Source organism: Streptomyces sp. NPDC032822 (assembly GCF_055578825.1).
Genome location: NZ_JBVIOL010000001.1, coordinates 638,377 through 659,539 on the forward strand (window position 1 = coordinate 638,377; position 21,163 = coordinate 659,539).

Annotated in this window: 11 protein-coding genes; 8 read left to right on the forward strand and 3 right to left on the reverse strand. The window is 69.6% G+C overall.

Going from position 1 to position 21,163, the window contains the following annotated elements; genetic code table 11:
* The first annotated feature begins 22 nt into the window (after positions 1-22).
* From ACZ5VD_RS03090 to ACZ5VD_RS03100, 3 genes are all read left to right on the forward strand, one after another.
* Positions 23-1,522 (forward strand): D-ribitol-5-phosphate cytidylyltransferase, encoded by a 1,500-nt coding sequence (locus tag ACZ5VD_RS03090; protein ID WP_468552706.1) that lies wholly within the window; start codon positions 23-25, stop codon positions 1,520-1,522.
* A 192-nt stretch (positions 1,523-1,714) separates the two neighbouring features.
* The gene (locus ACZ5VD_RS03095) at positions 1,715-3,817 is read left to right on the forward strand and encodes a hypothetical protein (RefSeq protein WP_468680947.1); all 2,103 of its coding nucleotides are present in this window, start codon (positions 1,715-1,717) and stop codon (positions 3,815-3,817) included.
* A gap of 213 nt (positions 3,818-4,030) precedes the next feature.
* Positions 4,031-5,239, forward strand: a complete 1,209-nt coding sequence (locus tag ACZ5VD_RS03100) for a glycosyltransferase family 2 protein (RefSeq protein WP_468680415.1) — start codon at positions 4,031-4,033, stop codon at positions 5,237-5,239.
* A 19-nt stretch (positions 5,240-5,258) separates the two neighbouring features.
* Here ACZ5VD_RS03100 and ACZ5VD_RS03105 read toward each other — a convergent pair whose 3' ends face one another.
* A complete protein-coding gene (locus ACZ5VD_RS03105) occupies positions 5,259-7,322 on the reverse strand; it encodes a hypothetical protein (RefSeq protein WP_468680949.1) in 2,064 nt (687 codons plus the stop codon).
* 234 nt (positions 7,323-7,556) lie between these two features.
* Entirely contained in the window at positions 7,557-8,837 is a 1,281-nt protein-coding gene (locus ACZ5VD_RS03110) for a phospholipase D-like domain-containing protein (protein WP_468680417.1), read from the reverse strand.
* Positions 8,838-9,112: 275 nt separating this feature from the next.
* Between ACZ5VD_RS03110 and ACZ5VD_RS03115 the strand changes: the two genes are divergently transcribed.
* Both ACZ5VD_RS03115 and ACZ5VD_RS03120 read left to right on the forward strand, forming a co-directional pair.
* On the forward strand, positions 9,113-15,532 hold the full coding sequence (locus ACZ5VD_RS03115; RefSeq protein WP_468680419.1) for an RHS repeat domain-containing protein: 6,420 nt from the start codon (positions 9,113-9,115) through the stop codon (positions 15,530-15,532).
* 87 nt (positions 15,533-15,619) lie between these two features.
* Positions 15,620-16,147, forward strand: a complete 528-nt coding sequence (locus ACZ5VD_RS03120; protein ID WP_468680420.1) for a hypothetical protein — start codon at positions 15,620-15,622, stop codon at positions 16,145-16,147.
* Positions 16,148-16,154: 7 nt separating this feature from the next.
* Here ACZ5VD_RS03120 and ACZ5VD_RS03125 read toward each other — a convergent pair whose 3' ends face one another.
* The gene (locus ACZ5VD_RS03125) at positions 16,155-17,558 is read right to left on the reverse strand and encodes a polysaccharide pyruvyl transferase family protein (protein ID WP_468680422.1); all 1,404 of its coding nucleotides are present in this window, start codon (positions 17,556-17,558) and stop codon (positions 16,155-16,157) included.
* Positions 17,559-17,795: 237 nt separating this feature from the next.
* Here ACZ5VD_RS03125 and proB point away from each other — a divergent pair, with 237 nt between their 5' ends.
* The 3 genes from proB (at position 17,796) to ACZ5VD_RS03140 (ending at position 21,081) form a co-directional block, all read left to right on the forward strand.
* Complete coding sequence (proB, locus tag ACZ5VD_RS03130; RefSeq protein WP_468552713.1) at positions 17,796-18,902, forward strand: glutamate 5-kinase; 1,107 nt, start codon at positions 17,796-17,798, stop codon at positions 18,900-18,902.
* A 281-nt stretch (positions 18,903-19,183) separates the two neighbouring features.
* Entirely contained in the window at positions 19,184-19,645 is a 462-nt protein-coding gene (locus tag ACZ5VD_RS03135) for a hypothetical protein (protein WP_468552841.1), read from the forward strand.
* 149 nt (positions 19,646-19,794) lie between these two features.
* Complete coding sequence (locus ACZ5VD_RS03140; RefSeq protein WP_468552714.1) at positions 19,795-21,081, forward strand: glutamate-5-semialdehyde dehydrogenase; 1,287 nt, start codon at positions 19,795-19,797, stop codon at positions 21,079-21,081.
* Positions 21,082-21,163: the final 82 nt, after the last annotated feature.

Consider the following 21,163-nt stretch of genomic DNA (forward strand, 5'->3'; position numbering starts at 1 on the left):
GTCGCCCCGAGGTAGGTCACCTGTGTCACAGCGCATAGCCAAGCCCCGTACCACCGCAGTGATCCTGGCCGGTGGAACCGGCCAGCGCGTGGGTCTGTCGATCCCCAAGCAGCTGCTGAAGATCGCCGGCAAGGCAGTCATCGAGCACACGCTGACCACCTTCGAGAAGGCGGACTCGATCGACGACATCATCGTGCTGATGGCGCCGGGCTATGTGCCCGACATCGAGAAGATCGTCGACAAGGCCGGGTTCAAGAAGGTCAAGAAGATCATCGAGGGTGGCTCCACCCGGAACGAGACCACCGAGCGCGCCATCGCCGCCCTGGGCGAGGGGCTGGCCGACGGCGAGGACGTGAACGTCCTGTTCCACGACGCCGTACGCCCCCTGCTGTCGCGCCGCGTCATCGACGACTGCGTCACGGCGCTGGAGCGCTTCCAGGCGGTCGACGTCGCCATCCCGTCCGCGGACACCATCATCGTCACGCGGACCCACGGCGACGACGGCGAGTTCATCACCGAGATCCCGGACCGCTCCCGGCTGCGCCGCGGCCAGACGCCCCAGGCGTTCAAGCTGTCCACCATCAAGCGGGCCTACGAGGTCGCCGCCGGTGACCCCAACTTCCAGGCCACGGACGACTGCTCCGTCGTGCTCAAGTACCTGCCGGACGTGCCGATCCACGTCGTCGCGGGCGACGAGTACAACATGAAGGTCACCCAGCCGGTCGACGTCTTCATCGCCGACAAGCTGTTCCAGCTGGCCTCCACCGCCACCCCCGAGCAGAAGAGCGAGGAGCTGTACCGCCAGCTCCTCACCGGCAAGACGGTCGTCGTCTTCGGCGGCTCGTACGGCATCGGCAAGGACATCGCCGAACTCGCCGAGGCCTACGGCTCCAAGGTGTACGCGCTCGGCCGCTCCACCACCGGCACCCACGTGGAGAACCCCGAGGAGGTCGACGACGCGCTGTCGAAGGCCTACGCCGAGACCGGGCGCATCGACTACGTCGTCAACACCGCGGGCGTCCTGCGCATCGGCAAGCTGGCCGAGACCGACAACGCGACCATCGAGGAAGCGCTGAAGGTCAACTACCTGGCCCCGGTCCAGATCGCCCGCTCGTCGTACAAGTACCTCTCCGAGACCAAGGGCCAGCTGCTGCTGTACACGTCCAGCAGCTACACCCGGGGCCGCGCCGAGTACAGCCTCTACTCCTCGACCAAGGCCGCCATGGTGAACCTCACCCAGGCGCTGTCCGACGAGTGGGCCGGCGACGGCATCCGGGTCAACTGTGTCAACCCGGAGCGCACCGCCACGCCGATGCGCACCAAGGCCTTCGGCCAGGAGCCCTCGGGCAGCCTGCTCTCCTCCGAGGCCGTCGCCCGCACCTCGCTCGACGTGCTGCTCTCCGAGCTGACCGGGCACGTCATCGACGTCCGCCAGCAGGACCCGACGGCGTCCGCCGGACAGGCCTCCGGATTCGAGCAGGCGCTGGCCAGTGTCCTGGACCGTCAGGACGGCGTGGCATAATCAACAACAATTAGTCGTCTGACATTCAGGCCTCTGTGGCTGCCCGTTCGCGGAGCATTCGCAGGGGCCTGAATCCGTAAAATTACCGGAACTGTGCACAAGGTTTTTTCCGGATTTTTTCGACTTTCGCAAACCGGCACCCCTCCAAGAGCAGGTTTCTCCGTGATAAGCACCGCTATTCGCGTCGCCCGGGTGGGCAGCGCGGCAGAGCTGGCCGCGGCGGCCCTCATGATTCTGGGCTACCCCGCCCTCATGCTGGCCGCGCTCGTCCCGAGCGTCCCCGCCTTCGCGGCCGCGACCGCCGTCACGTATCTGGCGGACCACTATCTGCACCGCAAGGGCAGCTATCTGATCAACCGGCTCAGCAAGGTGCGGGCCGGTCTGTCGATCCGCTTCCTGATCCGGCAGCTCCTGCTGATCCTGCTGCTGGCCCGCCTCGACCTCTCGGACAGCCTGGTCTTCTACGGCGCGACGGCCTGCTTCATCGCGTTCTACGGCCTCCAGGCCCCGCACGGCGCGCTGGTCACCCTGATCCGCAACCGCCGCCGGATGCCGGTCGCCACCCGCAACGTCGACCTGGCCTCGCGCGTCCGCATCCCGGACGCCCCGCCGAAGGGCCTGCTGAGCCGCTCCGCGGAGAAGATGCTCCACCTCGACCTCGCGGCCGTGGTCGGCATACTCGTCTCCGCCGCCCTGGACTCCGCCGTCGCCGGCTTCATCGGCATCGGCGTCACCCTGGCCCTGGGCACCCTGTACGTCGCCGCGCTGCTGCCGTACGTCCGCGGCCGGAAGATCCCGCCCACCGCCGACAAGGTGCTGGCCGCGGTCGACGACTGGCTGCGCGAGTACCGGCCGCAGACGGTGCTGTACTTCTCCGGCTCCAAGGACTCCGCCTACCAGGTCAACATGTGGCTGGAGACCATGGAGCAGCTGGACTCCAGGCCGCTGGTCATCCTGCGTGAGCGCGTCATACTGCAGAACCTGGCGCCCGGCACGGTCCCCGTCGTCTGCGTGCCCGGAGGGGTGCACCTGATGAACATGGACCTCTCCTCCGTGCGCGTCGCGCTGTACGCGGCGAACGTCGGCAAGAACATCCACCTGCTGCGGGTGCCGACCATGAAGCACGTCTTCATCGGCCACGGCGACAGCGACAAGCTGGCCAGCGTCAACCCGTTCAGCAAGGTCTACGACGAGGTGTGGACCGCGGGCCGGGCCGGCCGCGACCGCTACGCCATCGCCGACGTCGGCGTCCGTGACGACGACATCGTCGAGGTCGGCCGCCCGCAGCTGGCCCCGATCGACGGCTGGAAGGGCACGCCCGAGGGCCGTGTCCCGACCGTGCTGTACGCCCCCACCTGGGAGGGCTGGGACGGCAACCCCGGCAACACCTCGCTGGTGCTGGCCGGCGAGAACATCGTGAAGCAGCTGGTGCAGGCCGACCCGCCGGTCCGTGTCCTGTACAAGCCGCACCCCTTCACCGGCACCGTCAGCGCCGCGGCCGGCGCCGCGCACCGGCGGATCACCGCCCTGGTCGAGAAGGCCGCCGCCGACCGGGCCACCGACCCGCGCTTCCCCGCCGACGCGGCCGGCAAGGCGAAGGCCAGGGCGGACCTCGCCCGCATCGAGGCCCGGATCGCCACGCTGGTCGGCAAGGGCGGCGAGAAGGGCGACGAGGCCGAGGCCACCCGTGACGGGCTGGTCGACGTCAGGAAGCACGAGGAGATCGCCCGGCTGCGCGCCGACTGGAACGACGCGTACTGGACCTCCGTCGGGACCTGGGAGCACCGGGTCGTCACGGGCGCCGAGCCGCGCCTGTACGACTGCTTCAACGTCTCCGACGCGATGGTCTCCGACATCTCCAGCGTGGTCTCCGACTTCATCGCGAGCGGCAAGCCGTACGCGGTCACGGACTCCGCCGAGCTCGGTGTGGACGAGTTCAAGCGGCAGAACACCGCCGTGCGCGCCGCGGTGATCCTGTCCAACAGCGCGGCCGAGCTGGGCGGCCTCCTGGACGCGGTCCGGGACCCGGCGGCCGACCCGCTGGCCGGCGACCGGGACGAGCTCAAGCGGTATCTGCTGGGCCCGGACGAGCCGACGTCCATCGAGCAGTTCAACACCGCGGTGTCCGACCTCGCGCACAAGGCCGACACGCGCAATGCCGGCCAGGAGTCGCGGGCGTCGGTCGGGGCCGCGGAGGCGGCGGAGGCCGAGGCGGAGGCCGAGGCGGAGCTGGCGAACGCGCTGCCCGCTCCGGGGGCGGCGCCGGCGGGCGAGTCGGACGGCCTGACGGCGTGACCGTGCGCTGACCAGGAGCCCCCGGCGGTCGGGGCCCGGTTCCCGAGGATCACCTCCTCGGGAACCGGGCCCCTTTCTGTGCGTTCGCACAGGAATCACTGTGAGCTGGCTCACGAAACCCCGCTGTTTAGGCAACCGCTTCCCGGAGTCGTCCGTCTAGCAAGGTAGCCAATGAGGCGATACAGGGGGGATTATCCGTGACCAGGGGGAAAAGTGACCATTGCGCAACCTGATGTGAGCGTGATCATCGGGGCGTATGAAGCGATGCCGTATCTGGTCGAGTGCCTCGCGTCCGTGGAGGCACAGACCATCGACCGGACACGCATCGAGGTCATCGCGGTGGACGACGGTTCGACGGACGGGACGGGGGAGTACCTGGAGGAGTTCGCGGCCCGCACGGACCTGCGGGTCACGGTGATCCGGCAGCCGAACTCCGGCGGACCCAGCGGCCCGCGCAACGTCGGCCTGGGCAAGGCCGCCGGGCGCTACGTCTTCTTCCTGGACGCCGACGACCGACTCGGCCCCGAGGCGCTGGAGCGGATGGTCGGCATCGCCGACGAGAACGGCACGGACGTCGTCCTCGGCAAGGTCGAGGGTGTCAACCGCGGTGCCCCCAAGTCGATGTGGGGGCGGACCGTGGGGCGCACCGACGTCTTCTCCTCCAACATCAAGTTCACGCTGAGCGCGCAGAAGCTCTTCCGGCGGGCACTGCTGGAACGTCACGGCATGCGCTTCGACGAGTCTCTGTTCACCGGCGAGGACGCGCTGTTCACGATGGAGGCCTATCTGCGGGCGGACGGCGTCTCCGTCGTCGCCGACCACACCTGCTACTACCTGGTGGGCCGTGACGACGGCAAGCACGTGACGAAGAGCGGGGGTTACGCCCTGCGCTTCGACTCCGCCCGTTCCCTGATGGCGGTGATAGCGGACCTGGTCCCGCCGGGCCCGAAGCGGGACGTGCTCATGGTCCGCCCCTTCGTGATCACCCTGCTGCCGCAGTTCGGCCCGCAGTACCTCAAGGACAACGAGGAGGTCCGGCGGCACAAGTTCGAACTGGCCCGGCCGCTGATGGACGCGTACTGGAGCGACGAGATCGCCCGCCGCCTCAAGGTCCACGAGCGGCTGCGGCTGCACCTGGTCGCCGCCGGACAGGCCGAACTCCTCAAGGAGGTCGTGGCGTTCGTCCGGGCGAAGAAGCAGGCGCCGGCCATCCTGGAGAAGAAGGGCCGCCGCCTCTACCTCGTCTACCCCCACTTCCGCGACCGCTCGGCCGGCGTCCCCGACGCGATCTACCTGGCCGACGCCCGCGAGGCCCGGGTCTTCCCGGGATACCGCGAGGGCTCGGTCGACACGTTCGTACAGCGGGCGGCACGGAAGGCGCGACGGGTGCTGGCGCATCGTCAGGTGGGGGCGGCGGCCTGATCCGGCGGGCGGTCCTCCGTCAGGGTCCGGCGGGCTCGCCGACGGGCGCCTCGACGTCCTGGCGCTGGCAGGGGAGTTCCGCCGCCAGCCGCTCGGCCATCCGGACCTGGTGCCGTCGTGCCGTCGAACACAGCTCCTGCGCCGCCCGGTTGAAGCGCTCCTGCGAAGCCGGCTCGTCCGGTCCCAGCAGATGCCGCTTCAACGCGGCACGTGCCTCGACCAGTTCGTCCTTCTCCGGATGCCGTACGGCGTCCAGCAGCGCCGGTACCCCGCCCGCGTCGGGCGCCAGCACGGTGGCCGCCCGAGCCGTCGGGAAGGCCTCGCGGAACGTCTCCTCCGGCAGCCCGCTGGTGTTGGCGACCGCGTACGGCTTGCCGCTCGCCAGGAAGTCGCTGACCACGCTCGACACATCGCTGACCAGCAGATCGGCCCGGTTGAAACAGGCGTACAGCGCAGGGCGGACGTCCGTGACGACCTGGTGCTCCCACTCGGGCATGGAGGCCCAGTAGGCCTCCTCCCAGGCCTCGGTGGCGAGGGCCACCGCCTCGGCCCGGCCCGGTGCGGGCGTGGACTGCAGCAGCATCCGCTCGACCTGGTCGGCACCGGAGCGGCAGTCGATCGAGGTGAGCTCGTCCAACTCCTTGGTCCGGCGGGCGAGTTCGCCGTCGACGGCGGGGCGCTCACCGCTCCGGCCCCGGTTCGCGGCCCGGACCAGCTCCCGGATCCGCAGATCGGCGGCCCCGGCGCGCGGGTCCACGGAGCCGGTCAGCGGATGCGGCTTGTACAGCAGTCGTACGCCCGGATCCGCCAGCAGTTCCCGCACCAGGTTCTCACCGGCGCCGACCACCGACGTGTTGCCGGGGTTGCCGTCCCAGCCCTCCCAGGTGGGCGCGTACAGGACCGTGCAGTACGTTCCCGTCGGCGGGCCCGCGTAGGGCAGTACCGCGTCCAGTTGCGGGCGGCCGATCTCCCGCACGTCCTTGTCCTCGACACCGACCTCGGCCAGCGCGTACCGCTCGCGCGCCGCGGGACCTGCCACCCACACCTCGTCGTACGCCTTCGCGTACGGGTTGCAGGAGGACAGCTTGTCGCTCTCGCCGTGGTTGACGAAGGTGTGCTTGAGGGTGGGGATGCGCAGGACCTGCGAGGTCTTGCCGGAGTTCGAGGGGTGCACGAGGACCTGGAGCGTGGACTGCTCCAGACGCATCAGCGTGGACACCTTCGGCAGACAGACGATCGGCACGTCGGTCGCGGCGATCTTCTGCACCATGAAACGTTCACGCAGCACGATCAGCGGGCGCCCCTCCAACTGGGCGAGCGGCTCCAGCCACATGTTCGCCTGGTACGCGGAGGACACCCCGCCGGAGAAGTAGAGGCCGACGGTCGGCTTGTAGTCGGCCAGCCACGCGTCGAACCAGTCGACCACCTGCTGCTCGCCCGCCGGACGACGGCTCGGCAGCAGCCGTAGCAGCAGGTCGAACAGGCCCATCACCGCGAGTCCGAGGGACAGGGAGATGCCGAGGGCCGCGCAGCGCAGGTCGTCGGTGGCCGTGGTGGCGAGCAGGCCGGCCGTGGCGGGCAGGCCGAAGACCAGCAGGCGGTGGCCGGGGCGGCGCAGCAGGACCGGCGGGGCCGGGGACAGGCGCAGCGCGGAGGCGTCGATGTTCCGGGTGACCACGGGCAGGGTGCGGGTGCGGCGGACCAGGACGGAGAGCGCCTGGATCGCGCAGTGCAGCGCGTAGAACGCGAGCAGTCCGGCGACGAGCGGGGCGTACACCGTCTCCCGGTTCTGCTCGCCCAGCCGCAGCAGACCGAAGACCAGCAGCAGGTCCCGCAGGACGTGCCGCACGGTGAGGTCGGCGTGCGTCTTGGCGAGCACCGTCACCATGCCGCGCTGCCATCGGTGCAGCACGCCCTCCGCGACCAGCGAGGCGACGGTCGCGGCGAGCAGCAGCGGCAGTCGGGGCAGCAGCGCTCCGACGGCCTGGGTGGTGAAGGCCGCCGCGAAGAGCGCGGTGAGGAGCGCGGGGGCGGCGTGGCGGCGGAGCGGGCGGGCGGCCGGGGTCGTCCGCCGGAGGCGGATCAGCCCGGAGAGCCGCCGGCCGGGGCGCTCCGCCGGCGCGCGGCGAAGCCGGAATCTCGCGGTGCGGCGGCGGGGGAGGGGTTCGGACACTGCGGTCACTCCAGGGTCGGCGCAGGACGTCGTGCGCACGGGTTGTCGTGCGCATGGGTTAACGCACGTCGACCGCCGGACGACACGCATGTGTCCGGCGGCCCTGGAGCGATCGCGAGGTGTCAGGTGTCCTCGTGGCGGGGCTCAGGTCGTCGGTACCGTGTCCTCGGGGGTGGTGGTGACGCCCTTGCAGGCGTTCGAGGTGTCGGCGGTGCCGGGAACCGCCGCCGCCCTCACCGCGGTGAAGTTGGTGACGTAGGCGTCGTGGGCGGTGTCGCTGTCGACCTTGAGGAGCGCCTCGTCGTTCTTGGTGAGGGCGGGCCCGCTGTAGTTGTGGCTGCCGGTCCACAGGACCTTCTGGCCGACCGAGCCGTCGTACTTGCCCTCGATCAGCAGGTACTTGGAGTGGACGATGCGGGAGGCGGTGCCGGTGTCGCCGTCGTCGTCCCAGTTGTAGCAGCGCAGGGCGGGGCCGCCGGAGGCGTGCAGGGTCTCCCAGGTGCCGCTGGAGGAACCGCTGTCGGTGGTGGCGTAGACGATGTCGACGGTGCAGCCGGCCTTCTGCAGGGCGACCAGTTTCTGGGCGACGGCGAGGCGGGTGAGCTTGAACATCGCGACCCGCACCTTGGTGCTCCTGCTGGTGCCGTTCTCGGTGTAGGTGCAGGTCACGTTGTCGAGGACGCCGGTGACGGTGTCACCGGGCGCCGGGTCGTCGGCGGGGCGCGGGAAGAAGTACACCTTGTACGGGCTGCTGGTGGTGTAGCTGTACTGCCAGCTGTCCCAGTCCTTGCCGACCAGCTTGGCGAAGTAACTGCCGTACGCGGCATAGAGGGTGGCGTTGCCGGGGATCACGTACGCGTCGTTCCAGAACCTGCTGTAGCTGGACGGTGTCATGTTCGAGGAGGACTGCACGACGACGTTGTACGCCCCGTCGAGCTGCGAGAACAGCCAGAACTTGTTGTGGTTGATGGACGCTCCGAGCGAAGGGTCGCCCAGGCAGGACTTGTTGACGGGGCACAGTCCGACGAAGGAGCCCTGGGTGGTGTCCGTGCCGAGGGCGGCGGTCAGGATGCCGTAGCCGGCGTCGTTCGGGTTGTCGCTGACGCTGCTCTCGTCGAGCATCAACTGGACGTCGACGCCACGGGTGTGCGCGTCCGCGAGAGCCTGGGCCAGCCCGCTGTCCCAGAAGTGGTAGACGGACGCCCTGATCGAGGATCCCGCCGGTGACTGGCCTATGTACTCCAGCAGCCGGGTGCGTATCGCCTGTTGCTCGGTGACGGTGCCGGTCGGGTTGTTGAAGACCGGGCCGGCGGTGACGGCGGCGGACGCGCTGTCCGCCAGGCCGAGTTGGAGTCCCGCGGTGAGCGAGAGCGCCGCGGCGAGGGCGGCGGATCGGGTGGATCGGTGACGGAATGCGAAACGCATCGGAGCCCCCTGGCAAGAGTTCGAACTGACGCTTACTGATGCCTACTGATGCTTGGTTTGCGGATGTTGCCAGAGAGGGCGCAGTTCTGAACAGATCAGATCGTTTAACTATCCAATAGGTCCCTTTTGTTGACCTGGTCTGTGTGATTCACCCGTGGTTACACTCCCGTCACTCAGGTGGGGGGTGGGGTTCACGACTTCGCTGCCTGTCATGCCCATGATCGTTTAACGGGGGTTGGTGAGTCGTGAAACCCGGACGTCGAAGACTTGCTGTGATGCTCGTCAAGGCACTGCTGGCCACCCTGTTGGTGGCGGTGTCCTTCGCACCGACGGCGGCACTCGCCCTGCCGTCGGGCAAGCGGCCGGACGTACCGGCCAGACCGCTCGGCGACGCCGTGCCGCAGCAGGTCGAAGAGGGCGTGACGAAGACGCCGAAGGTGGTCTGGCCGAAGGCCGGAAAGGCCACCGTCCAGGTACCGGCCGCGGATGCCGCGCCCAGGGACGTGAAGCCCCCGGGCGCGGCGTCCGCGGCCGTTTCCGTCCGGGCCGCGAAGAACGCGGGCCGCGCCCTGGCCGTCAGCGGCCCCGCCCGGGTCTCCGTCGAGGTGCTCGACCGCGAGGACGTGGAGCCCTACGGCGGCGTCGGCCTCGGCCTGCGCGTCCGCCGCGCCGACGGCTCCGCCAACGCCGGACCCGTCCAGGTCGACGTCGACTACTCGCGCTTCGCGGGTGCCTACGGCGGGGACTTCGCCGGCCGGCTCCAGCTGATCAGGCTGCCCTCCTGCGCCGCCACCACCCCGGACGTCCCGTCCTGCCGCCAGGGCACCGTGGTCGCCACGGACAACGACACCGGGACACAGACCCTCACCGTCACCGTCGACGCCGCCCCGGACGCCGCGAACTCACTGCTCGCCGCCGAAGCGGTCACCTACGCGCTGGCCGCCGGCTCCTCCTCGGACCAGGGCGACTACCGGGCCACCCCGACCAACCAGTCGGGCAAGTGGAACGTCTCCCTCGGCTCCGGCGCCTTCACCTACAACGTGCCCATCGAGGTGCCCAAGCCGCCCGTCGGCTCCGCACCCGAACTGGCCCTGAACTACAACTCCCAGTCCATCGACGGCCGTACCTCGGCCTCCAACAACCAGGCCTCCTGGGTCGGCATGGGCTGGGACCTCAACGTCGGCCACATCGAGCGCAAGTACAAGAACTGCGTCGACGACGGCCACGGCCCCGACCAGAACCAGCAGTGGGGCGACCTGTGCTGGGACTCGCCCAACTCCACCACCGACCCCAACGGCGCCGTCTACCAGATCACCCTCGGCGGCGAGAGCTCCGAGCTGATCCAGGACGACACCGGCACCGGCGCCTTCCACATGAAGGACGACAAGGGCTGGAAGATCCAGCACCTCAAGGGCAGCCCCGCCAACCCCGACAACACCGACGAGTTCTGGGTCATCACCAAGCAGGACGGCACCCGCTACTACTTCGGCTGGGGCCGCTCCGAACGCGACACCGGCCTCGCCACCCGCTCCGTCCTCAGCGTCCCGGTGATCGGCGACGACGAGGGCGAGCCCTGCTACGACGGCGGCCGGCCCACGTACTGCAACCAGGCCTGGAAATGGAACCTGGACCGGATCGTCGACCCCAACGAGGTGGAGACCTCGTACTTCTACGACAAGGAGACCAACTACTACCGGTCGGTCGCGGGGAGCGACAAGGCCCGTAAGTACGACGCGAGTTCGTATCTGAAGCGCATCGAGTACGGCTGGTCGTCGCAGATCCCCGGCGCCCAACTCCCGGCGCAGGTCCTCTTCGAGCACCTGAACCGCTGCAAGGAGCGGACGGAGGAGCCCAACCCGCTGGACAACACCGCCGCGTCCTGCCCGACGATCGACTCCTCCCCGTCCTCCTACCCGGACGTTCCGACGGACCTCATCTGCGACGGCTCCTCGGACGACTCCGCCTGTGCCGGCAAGACGTACTACCCCACCTTCTTCCAGCGCGACCTGCTCTGGGAGATCAAGACCCAGGTGCGGGACAACAACGCCGCTGCCTGGAGCACCGTCATGCAGTACCAGATGCGGTACGCCATGATGAACCCCGACGGCGAGGTGGGCGGTCAGCTCTGGCTCGACTACATCCAGCGCCGCGGCTACTCCGGCACCGACATCACCCTGCCCGCCATCAACTTCGACGGCGCCTGGCAGGACAACCTGGTCGGCTCCGGCACCCTCAACTTCCGCCGCGTCGAGCAGGTCGTCACCGACACCGGCTCCACGATCGACGTCACGTACGGCCACGCCACGGACTCCGACGGCACGGTCTCCCGCCAGTGCGACGAGTCCAGTCCACCGTCCCAGGCGAACAACGACTACGAGTGCTTCTGGCAGAAGTGGACGCCCGAGGGCGAAACCACGGCACGCACCGGTTGGTTCAAGAAGTTCGTCGTCACCAAGGTGCAGGTCGACCCGGGCAGCTACGACGACGGCGTGCCCACCATGACCACGACCTACGAGTACGACGGCGCACCAGGCTGGGCATTCGCCAACAGCCCCCTGGTCAGGGACGAGGACGAGACCTGGTCCGACTGGCGCGGCTACGCCAAGGTCCTGGTCACCACCGGCGCCAACGCCAACCTCCACTCGACCTACCACTGGCTCTACCGGGGGCTGGACGGGGACCGGACGTCGAAGACCGACGCCGGTGCCACCCGCAGTGTGTCGGTGAAGGACTCCGAGGAGGCGTCGTACACCGACTCCGCCTGGCTGGGCGGCCGGACCCTGGAGACCTCCGTACGCGACAACGAGGGCGCGTCGCAGAAACGCGAGTGGCACGCCTACTGGACGCACAACACCGCCCAGTACACCGGCCTGCCCGACGCCCGCTTCGTCCGCGAGAGCAGGGTCCGCACCCTGGAGAAGGCCTACGACTCCAGCGACGCGGACCTCTCCACCTGGCGTGAGCACATCGTGGAGACCGAGTTCGACGACACCGAGGCGGCCTCCACCACCTTCGGCCTGCCCATGCGGGTCGACGACTGGGGCGAGAGCGGCGTCTCCGACAACCACTGCACCGAGTACGGCCGCGCCTACAACACGGCGGACATGCCCGACGACTCCACCGGCACCGTCCGCTGGATGGTCTACCAGGACGACGAACGCCACTACAACGTCGGCTGCACCACCGTCCAGAGCGACAAGACCGCCGGCACGCCCTTCGCCCACCTGGACCGCCGTACGGCCACCTACTACGACGGCTCGACCACGTGGGACGGCAACAACACGGCGCTGGTCGACGGCAACGCCACCGAGACCCGGATCTACACCGACGCCGACGTGGCCAACGCCCGCGTCACCAAGGCGCACTTCGACGACGCCGGCCGCGCGGTGAAGACGTTCGACGGCAAGAACAACGCGACGACGACCACCTACAACCCGGCGACGTCCTGGCCCGTCAACGGCGTGGCCACCACGACCCCGGACCCGGACGGCACCGGCGCGGGCACCGCACTGACCTCCACGGCCTACTACTCCCGCTTCTGGGGCGAGGTCTGGAAGTCGGTCGACGCCAACGGCAACACCACCCAGGTCACCTACGACGGCGTCGGCCGGACCACGAAGGTCTTCAAGCCCACCGAGGCCGCCAACTACCCCGACGGCACCGCGTCGATGGCCTTCGACTACCTGCTGCCGATGCGGAGCGCCACGGCGTCCATCCCCTACCAGGCCACCGGCGCGCCGCTGAAGGCGACGACCAAGGTGCTGCAGAGCGGGACGACGTACGCGAGTTCGTACGGCTGGGCCGACGGCCTCGGCCGCACCCTGGAACTCCAGGTCCCGGCACCCTCGGGCACCGGGATGACGGTCGGTGTCACGCGCTACGACTCCTCCGGGAACGTGGCGGGCACCTCGCAGGAGTTCTACAACTCGGCGACGGCCGGCTCGAAGGTGGTCAACCCGGCGGTCTCCGCGATCCCGTCGTACACCGACCTGGAGGTGGACTGGGCGGGCCGCACCACGCTGAGCCGGTACCAGGTGAACGGCAACCCGCAGGACGCGGGCAAGGTCACCACCACCTACAGCGGTGTGGACCTCACCACGGTCACTCCGGCACTCGGCCAGCCCGTCGAGACCTACAGCGACGTCTACGGACAGACGGCGAAGGTCGTCGAGCACGTGGGCACCCAGTCCAACGCCACGACGTACGAGTACACGCGCAGCGGCGGGCTGAAGTACGTCCACGACGCCAACGGCAACTCCACCCACTACACCTACAACTTCGTGGGTGACCGTCTGCTCACCGAGGATCCCGACAGCGGGGACTCGACCACCACGTACGACGCGAACGGGGACGTGGCGACGGTCAAGGACGGCAACGGCACGGTCCTGACCTACGCCTACGACGCCCTCCGCCGACCGACCACGGTCTCCCAGGGCGGCACGGTGCTCACCAGGACGGCGTACGACCACGACAACGGCACCGCGGTCCCCGGGGCCAAGGGCCAGGTCACGTCCACGACGTCGTACGACACCGCGGGCAACGCGTACACCGGCAAGGTCACGGCGTACGACGCGCGCGGCCGGACCACGAAGAAGACCGTGACCGTCCCGAACGCCGGCGACGGCGCCGGGCTGAACGGCACGTACACCTTCACCTACGGCTACGACCTGGCGGACCACACCACCTCGGTGGAGTATCCGGCCCTCGGCGGACTGCCCGCCGAAACCGTCACCTCCGCCTACTCCGGCCAGGGACGCCTGACGAAGGTGTCCAGCGGACTCACCACCTACCTCAGCGGAGTCGGCTACGACGACTACGGCCGGACCGTCTCCCGCTCGCTCGGGGTCTCCGGCACCGACACCAGCATGACCCGGACCCTCGCCTACGACGACGCCAACGGCACGGGCTGGCTCAAGAACGTCACCACCAGCACGCTGACCGGTGGGACCTCGACGAAGATCCAGGACGACACCTACACCCGGGACAACAACGGCAACGCCACCGCCCTGCGCGAGAACACCGTCGGGCAGCAGCAGTGCTTCACCTACGACGACCTGGGGAGGATCACCGGCGCCTGGACCCAGGCGGCCACCGCCTGCGGCACCACGCCGGCCTCGGACTTCGCCGGGCCCGACCCGTACCAGGAGCAGTACGGCTACGACAAGATGGGCAACCTCCAGTCGCTGACGGAGAAGACCTCGGCGTCGACCGCCGCGGCCACCCACGACTACCACTACCCGGGCTACAGCGCGGACGAGTCCACCTACACGGCGGACACCGCCCGCCCGCACGCGGTCACCAGCGTGGTCACCGGGTCGAGCACCGACAGCTACGGCTACGACGAGGCCGGCCGGATGACGTCCCGCACCGTGGGCGGCGTCTCCTCGACGCTCGCATGGTCGCCGCTGCACCGGGTCAGCTCGGTGAAGACCGGCAGCGCCACCACGTCGTACGTGTACGACGTGGGAGGCAGCGTGCTGCTGCGCAACGCCCCCACGGAGAAGGTCCTTTACGTCGACGGCCACGAGATCCACAAGGCGACCGGTGGCGTCGCCCAAGCCAGCCGCTACTACTCGGCCGACGGCACCGGCCTCGCGGTCCGCACCGCCGAAACCACCGGAAACGGCAAGCTGACCTGGCTGCTCAGCGACAACCAGGCCTCGACCCAGCTCATGGTCGCGGCCGTGGGCGGCACCGTCACCCGCCGCCGCTACAAGCCGTTCGGCAAGCAGCGGGGCACCACGGCGAGCCTTCCGGGCACGGTGGACCGCGGCTACGTCGGCCAGCCCGAGGACGACTCCACCGGCCTGTCGATGCTGGGCGCGCGTATGTACGACCCGGGCCTCGCCCGCTTCCTGAGCCCCGACGAGCTGAACAAGCCGTACTCCCCGCAGGAGGCCAACGCCTACAGCTACGCCGCCAACAACCCCATCGCCTACAGCGACCCGAGCGGCCTGGAGATCGGCTCCCGCCCCAACTCCTGCCAGTACTCGCTCGCGAACTGCAGCAAGAAGGTACAGAAGCAGGTCGGTTACAACCCGAAGACCGGGGTGACGGACTACAAGAAGGGCACGCTGTACGGCGGTTCGATCGTCACCAACAGCCAGGGGACGCCGTCGAAGACGTACAAGCTCCCCGTGCCGGTCTACAACTGGCTCAAGGAGGACCTCGGCTACCGGGGCAGCCGCAACATGGGGCGCAGCGAGGTGGACGCCTGGATCAGCGCCATGGGCGACGACAAGGAGTTGAAGGACCTGCAGTTGGCCGCTTCGGGGTTCTCCGGCTGTCTCTCCAGCAAGCTGGCCGGCGGCGAAGGCTGCATGAAGCAGATCAAGGGTCAGTACAAGAAGCAGCTGGAGAAGGACGAGGACAAGGGCTTCTGGGGCACGGTCGGCGGACTCGTCAAGGACAACGCCGGCGCGATCATGGGTGTCGCCGCGGTGGCGGGGTGCGCCTTCGCGGGAGGTCCGGTCGGCGTCGCCGTATGCGGCGTGGTCTTCGGAGCCGCCGCGGGGGTGACCGACAACTACCTCGACGACGAGGCGGACCACTCGGTCGGCGGGTATCTGGTGGCAGGTGGGGTGGGTGCGGGCCTCGCGTGGGCGGGCGCCGGAGCCGCACGGTGGGCTGCCCCGCATGTCGCGCGAGCGGCCAGCAACCGCAACTTGTGGAACATCGCCCGCGGAGGCGACTGACAGAGTAGGAAGCAACAGGCAGAACCCGGTGTGCGGAGGCCGAAGACCGGCCTCCGCACACCGGCTCGGTTACGGAGGAGGCAGTCGGTGGGCTCGCTGAAGCAGGCGTTCTTCAAGATCGACCGGCGTCTCGGCGGAGCCGAGCCGCCGCCCAGGGCGCAGGTGTTCCTCGCCCGGCATCCGCTGGGCTCCGGATGGGTCGTCGGCGTCGCCTTCTGGCTGCTGTTCGCTGTGGTGCTGTCCGCGTTTGGCGACCCCTGGCGCTTGATCCAGGCGATGCTGGTCGGTTTCGGCATGGGGCTGTTCACCTGGCTGGGCTGCCGCTTCGAGCGTAGACGCCAGGCTCACTACGGACGGACGGGGGGATTCCGATGGAATCCCCCCGAGGCTCCCGTACCCGAAGAAGACCGTCCGCCGGTCTGGTTCGAAGGCATGCAGTGGATCTGCTTCTGGGCGACGGCCACGGTGCTTCTGTGGCTGGTCGGCCGGCTGAAGGAGCCCCCCAACAGCTGGCCGACCAGCTCGGTGTACGCGGGAGTCTTCGTCGTCACGGGCTGGCTCGGCCGAATCGTCAGGGAGCGCAAACGCCGTCGCGCAGCGAGGGGCCGGAGCTGAGCGGACCCTACCCCCGCCCCGACTGGATCACCTTCCGGATGGGTCCGCCCACCATCCGCCGGGCCCGCCGGTACACCGACACCGACACCGGGGCCCCCGCCCCCGGCACCGAGACCGTCGGACCCGACTTGGTCCGGGTCAGCTCACGCTTCAACTTCGCGTTCTCCTTGGTGAGTTGGTCGACACGGCCGTAGAGCCAGCCGAAGCGCGAGGTGAGGGCGGTCAGGTCCGTGTCTATCCAGGGGCGGATGCCGGCCGGGAAGGACAGGGAGCGGACGCGGTCGTCGTAGGCGGCGCCGCTGTCGCCGTGCGTGAAGGTGTTCTGCAGGCCGTTGCGGTCGAGGAAGGCGGTGAACCGCTCGAAGCGCTCGTGGTGGTTGCCGACCAGGCCGCTGAAGTCGGCCTCCTCGTACAGCCGTGCCGGGTCGACCTCGTCCGGCTTGCCGTCGATGAGACGGTGCGGGATCTCGAAGTAGCGGCACAGCTCCAGGGTGCGCGAGTCACCGCACAGCACCGTCGCCGGGGTGCCCGCGAGCAGCGCGGCGATGTTGCCGTGGATGCGGGAGCCGAAGGAGAAGTCGAAGGCGCGCAGGTCGTCGATCCAGGTGACCGGGTCGATGTAGACGCGGGCCTTGCCCTCCGCGTACATCGGGTGGTCGGGGTGGGTCGGCATGGCCGTCACCCTGCCGTTGGCGTCCGACACGTCCCGCCAGTGCAACTGCCGTGCGTCGCTGAGGTTCTGGCCGATGAACCGCAGGTGCGGATAGCGCGCGTGGGTCCGCCGGATGATCCGGTCCAGGCCCTGCTTCTGCACCGCGTTGTGCGAACCGTTGATCGCGATACGGGAGTCGCTGGTGAGCGCCGCGGCCCGCTTCTGTACGCCGAGTTCCTTGCCGTACATGAACAGGGACGGGCAGCCGATCACCTCGACGTCCCGGAAACCCATGTCCTTCAGGTATGTCTCGGTGAACTCGCCCCGCACCCCGATCGAGGCGCTGCGGTCGAGCACCGCGGAGACGAACGCGCGGACCGACGGCTCCATCGGCTTCAGCCGCGCCGGGTTGTAGTCCAGCCCGGCCTGTCCGCCGACACCGACCACCACGACGGGGATCCGCAGCCTGCTGATCAGCCGGGTCAACCGCTGCAACTGCGGTTCGAACGACGGCCGGAACGCGTTCGCCAGCGGCACCACGAAGGCGTCGTACTCCTCGTTGATCCGCCCGGCCGCCGCCACGTCCGTTCTGATCCCGTTGGAGACGACCTCGGTCCCCGGCACTTCGAGGATCTTGTGGGTGGCGTCGCTGAAGATCAGGTTGCCCGAGTTGGTGGCGATGACATCGCGGTGGAGAGCTTCCTCGACAGGGATGGCGTCGTAGGGGCTCTTCCCCGAGCGGAGGAGTATGCGGTTCACACCGCGAACTTTAGATGGCACAGACTTCAACTTAAGTTTGGATCCTCTTTGATTTCTATAAGGAACGAGCACAACCTTTTTGCCGTATGCGAAGCGTGAGCAAACGGTGACGTGGGGGAGTGGTGGTACGTGTCCGGGAGATGGACCGACGCGCGCCGCCCGACCCCCTTCGCGTAGATTGCGCGACAGCCGAGGTGCGAGGGGACGGAACGCAAGGTGGCAGGGGCAAGGCAGGCCGTGAGCGAGGCCCGCAGGATCGTCGTCAAGGTGGGTTCCTCGTCGCTGACCACCGCCTCCGGCGGCCTGGACGCGGACCGGGTCGACGCGCTCGTCGACGTCCTCGCCAAGAGCCGCAGCGGAGGCGAGAAGGAGGTCGTCCTCGTCTCCTCCGGCGCCATCGCCGCCGGTCTCGCCCCCCTCGGCCTGCGCCGCCGCCCCAGGGACCTGGCCCGCCAGCAGGCCGCCGCCAGCGTCGGCCAGGGACTGCTGGTGGCCCGCTACACCGCCTCCTTCGCCCGCTACGGCGTACGCGTGGGCCAAGTGCTGCTGACCTCCGACGACATGAGCCGGCGCGCCCACCACCGCAACGCCTCCCGCACCCTCGACAAACTGCTCGCCATGGGCGCCTTCCCGATCGTCAACGAGAACGACACCGTCGCCACGGACGAGATCCGCTTCGGCGACAACGACCGGCTCGCCGCCCTCGTCGCCCACCTCGTCCACGCCGACCTGCTGGTGCTCCTCTCCGACGTCGACGGTGTGTACGACGGCGACCCGAGCCGGCCCGGCACCTCGCGGATCGTGGAAGTGCGCGGCCCTGCCGACCTGGCCGGCATCGACATCGGCACTGCCGGCAAGGCCGGCGTCGGCACCGGCGGCATGGTCACCAAGGTCGAGGCGGCCCGGATCGCCGCCGCCGCCGGCATCCCCGTCGTACTGACCAGCACGGTCCACGCGACCGACGCGCTCTCCGGCGGCGACACCGGCACCTACTTCCACCCCGCCGGCAAGCGTTCCGGCGACCGGATGCTGTGGCTCCAGCACGCCTCCACCCCGCAGGGCTCGCTGACGCTGGACGACGGGGCGGTGAAGGCGGTCGTGGACCGGCGCAAGTCGCTGCTGCCGGCCGGGATCGCCTCCGTCGAGGGCGAGTTCACCGCGGGCGACCCCGTAGAACTGCGGGACGGCCAGGGGCGTGCGGTGGCCCGCGGACTGGTCAACTTCGACGCCAAGGAGATCCCCCGGCTGATCGGGCGCTCCACCCACGAACTCGCCCGTGAGCTGGGCCCGGCGTACGAGCGCGAGGTCGTGCACCGGGACGACCTGGTGATCCTGAACCCCTGACACCGGCCTCCCGATGCCCGGCCGGGGCGGGCGGGCCACCCCTGCCCGGCCGGGTGCGCCACCCGAAAACGGGGTGAACGCCCCGACAATGCCGTAGCCCTGAGGTGGACGTTCCGCAAAACCGCCCCACAGACGCCTCCGGCCTGCTCAACTTTGTCTCAGGGGCAACCTCAGGAGCAGTCTCCGGGGCACGTTCCGCAGGAGCAGGACTACGACCGCGAGTACGAGCACGAGCGTCAGCGCTGCTCGGCGATTGGGTAAAGGAGGCCGTCGTGAGACGAGTGCGCCCTGGGGCGTCGGCGGCCCGCAGCGGCACCGGCGGTGCCGCCGCGCGCATGGTCGGCGAGGAGCGTGCCCTGACCAGCGTCGCGGCCGGCGACCGGTACGAGGAGCCCGCCGACCTGCCCAGGCTGTGGCACGTCACCCTCAGCGTCTCTGGCGAGGAGGCCCCGCTGAAGGAGGTGCGGCGCGGACTCGAACAACTGGCCCACGACCACCCGTTCCTGCTGACCAGCAGATACGCCAACGACCACGCGGAGATCCGCTACTGGGAAGAGGCCCGCGATCTGCACGACGCGGCAGCCGTCGCCCTGCGCCTGTGGGGCGAGCACCGGCAGACCTCCCAGCTCCCGCCCTGGGAGATCGTCGGCCTGGAGGTCATCGACCGCGGGACCTACCACCAGCGCATCGCCGAGGGCTACGGACCGGCCCCGGCGACGCCGGTAGGAGTACACCCGTACTGAACACGACCACGGACCGTAACCATCACTTGAGGAACCCCCGCGGCGAGTGACCACGTCCGCGAGAGCGGCCCCCGTTTGGGCGCAAAAGCAGCGTCTCGCGGTGTGGAACATCCGGTGGACGCGCCCGCGCCGCGCACTACCCTTCCCGTATGACCACGCTCTCGCCGTACGACTCGATGTCCCCGGTCAACCGGGCCGCCTACCGCGCCAAGGCCGCCGCCGCCGACCTCGCCCCGCTGCCGCGGGCCGAGAAGGACGACGCGCTGCTCGCCATCGCGGACGCGCTCGAGGTCCGTACGAGCGAGATCGTCGAGGCCAACGCCAAGGACATCGCCAGGGCCCGCGAGGCCGGCACCAGCGAGACCGTCATCGACCGGCTGACCCTGACGCCGGAGCGGGTGCGGGCCATCGCCTCGGACGTCCGGGACGTCGTGGCCCTGCCCGACCCGGTCGGCGAGGTGGTCCGCGGCTCGACCCTGCCCAACGGCATCGACCTGCGCCAGGTCCGCGTCCCGCTCGGCGTCGTCGGCATCATCTACGAGGCCCGCCCGAACGTCACGGTGGACGCCGCCGCCCTCTGCCTGAAGTCCGGCAACGCGGTGCTGCTGCGTGGCTCGGCCTCCGCGTACGAGTCCAACTCCGCGCTGGTGCGCGTCCTGCGGGACGCCGTGGGCGGGGCCGGACTGCCCGCCGACGCCGTCCAGTTGGTGCCCGGCGAGAGCCGCGAGAGCGTCCGCGAGCTGATGCGCGCCCGCGGCCTGGTCGACGTGCTCATCCCGCGCGGCGGCGCCTCCCTCATCCAGACCGTGGTCACCGAGTCCATCGTCCCCGTCATCGAGACCGGCGTCGGCAACTGCCACGTCTACGTCGACGCCCACGCCGACCTCGACATGGCGGTCGAGATCCTGATCAACTCCAAGGCCCAGCGGCCCAGCGTCTGCAACGCCGCCGAGACCCTCCTCGTCCACCAGGACATCGCCCCCGAGTTCCTGCCGCGCGCCCTGGACGCCCTCGCGGAGGCCGGGGTGACCGTGCACGCCGACGAGCGGGTGCTGGCGTACGCGAAGGACTCCAAGGCGACGGTCGTGGAGGCCACCCTGGAGGACTGGGAGACCGAGTACCTCTCCTACGACATCGCCGCGGCCGTCGTCGACTCGCTGGACAAGGCCGTCGAGCACATCCGGCTGTGGACGTCCGGCCACACCGAGGCCATCGTCACGACCTCCCAGCAGGCCGCCCGCCGCTTCACCCAGCTCGTCGACTCCACCACGGTCGCGGTCAACGCCTCCACCCGTTTCACCGACGGCGGCCAGTTCGGCTTCGGCGCGGAGATCGGCATCTCCACGCAGAAGCTGCACGCGCGCGGGCCGATGGGGCTGCCGGAACTCACCAGCACCAAGTACATCGTCACCGGGGACGGCCACGTACGGCGCTGAGTCGCCCGCCCGGGCTCCTGACCTGGCACATGCGCCGGACCCGCGCGCGGGGAGCCTCCCGTGCCGCGGGAACGGCGTCTCA